Source organism: Pseudomonas sp. Pseusp97, assembly GCF_047304025.1.
Lineage (GTDB): Bacteria > Pseudomonadota > Gammaproteobacteria > Pseudomonadales > Pseudomonadaceae > Pseudomonas.
In genome coordinates this window covers 1-1,757 of sequence record NZ_JBGLYK010000421.1, presented here as the reverse complement: position 1 = coordinate 1,757, position 1,757 = coordinate 1, and the positions used below count along the sequence as shown (strand labels likewise).

Genomic DNA, 1,757 nt, shown 5'->3' with positions numbered 1-1,757 from the left:
GCGCAGCGCATGGCGGCGCTGGATGCTCCGGCGCGCCTGGTGGCATTGGCCGAACGCGCCTGCGACGGCGCCAGCCTGTGGTGGGGCAACGGCTCGGAGCAGGTCGCTCCGGGCCTTCTGCGCTGTCACGGGCTGCCGGCCGCCGAGCACTTCGCGGCTCTCCTGCTGGGCCGGGAGGCATCGTGCTGATGGCAACGCTTGGCTACCGCTCGGCGGCGCACAGCCATGTCGGTCTGGTCCGCCAGATCAACGAGGACGCCTACCTGGATCGCCCCGAGGACGGGCTCTGGGTGGTCGCCGACGGCATGGGCGGGCACGCGGCGGGGGACTACGTCAGCAGCCTGATCGTCGATTCGCTGCGGCGCATCGCGCCGGCCGGATCGCTGCAGGACTACGAGGCGGCGCTGCGCCAGGGCCTGGCCCAGGTGAACGACGCGGTGCGCGAAGAAACCCGCCAGCGCGGCGTCAGCATGATGGGCAGCACCGTGGTGCTGCTGGCCGCGCGCGCCGATCGCGGCCTGTGCCTGTGGGCCGGCGACAGCCGCCTGTACCGCCTGCGCGCCGGCGAGCTGAGCCCGATATCCCGCGACCACAGCTATGTGCAGGAACTGCAGGACAGCGGCCTGCTCAGCGAGGCCGAGGCGCGCGTGCATCCAAGGGCGAACATCGTCACCCGCGCCATCGGCGTGCAGGACCGGCTCGAGCTGTCCGCGCTGGAAGTGCAGATCCTTCCTGGCGACACCTGGCTGCTGTGCAGCGACGGCCTTACCCGCACCGCCGAGGATAACGAGATCCGCGAGGTGCTCGGGCACGCCGACCCGTACCAGGTGGTGCGCAGCCTGGTGCACCTGGGCCTGACCCGCGGCGCCCCCGACAACATCACCGCCATCGTCATCAAGGCAAGCGAACCCCTGGCATGAACCTGAAGATCCCCGGTTTCGACATCGACAGCGTGATCGGCGAAGGCGCCATGGCCACCGTCTACCTGGCCGTGCAGCGCTCGCTGGAACGCAAGGTGGCGCTGAAGATCATGGCGCCCGCGCTGGCCGCCGACGCCTCCTTCTGCGAGCGCTTCCTGCGCGAAGGCAAGACCCTGGCGCGCCTGTCGCATCCGCACATCGTGACCGTGCACGACATCGGCAACGCCGGCGAGCACTACTACATGGCCATGGAGTACCTGCCCAACGGCACCCTGCGCGAACGCATCGCCGCCGGGCTCAGCCCCGAGCAGGGCCTGGCCTATGTCCGGCAGATCGCCTCGGCGCTGGGCTACGCCCACGCCCAGGGCCTGATCCACCGCGACGTGAAGCCGGCGAACATCCTGTTCCGCGCCGACGGCACCGCTGTGCTCTCGGACTTCGGCATCGCCAAGTCGCTGGATGACCGCACCCAGTTCACCCAGGCCGGTTTCGCCGTCGGCACGCCCAACTACATGAGCCCCGAGCAGGCCCGCGGGATGGACATCGACGGGCGCGCCGACCTGTATTCGCTGGGCGTGGTGCTCTACGAAATCCTCGTCGGCGAGCTGCCGTACCTGGGCACCGATGCGCTGTCCACCGCCCTGGCGCACCTGACCCAGCCGCTGCCCGAGCTGCCGCTGCACCACGGTCGCTACCAGCACCTGTTGCAGCGCCTGCTGGCCAAGGAGCCGGGCGAACGTTTCGCCAATGCCGGCGAGCTGCTCGCCGCCCTCGATGCACTGCCGGCGTCCGATCCGAACGCCACCGTGATGCGCCCGCTCCCGGTCGCCCCCATGG

At 70.5% G+C, this 1,757-nt stretch carries 2 protein-coding genes and 1 pseudogene; all 3 read left to right on the top strand.

The window, feature by feature from the left end; translation table 11 throughout:
* Positions 1-189, top strand: a pseudogene (locus ACCC94_RS29580) (type VI secretion system-associated protein TagF); the annotation flags it as partial.
* Positions 189-920: a PP2C family protein-serine/threonine phosphatase gene (locus ACCC94_RS29575; protein WP_413353142.1), complete on the top strand. Its 732-nt coding sequence runs from the start codon at positions 189-191 to the stop codon at positions 918-920. The pseudogene ACCC94_RS29580 and the gene ACCC94_RS29575, both read left to right, overlap by 1 nt.
* Positions 917-1,757 (top strand): serine/threonine-protein kinase (locus ACCC94_RS29570; RefSeq protein ID WP_413353141.1); only part of this gene is annotated, 841 nt, incomplete at its 3' end. The genes ACCC94_RS29575 and ACCC94_RS29570, both read left to right, overlap by 4 nt.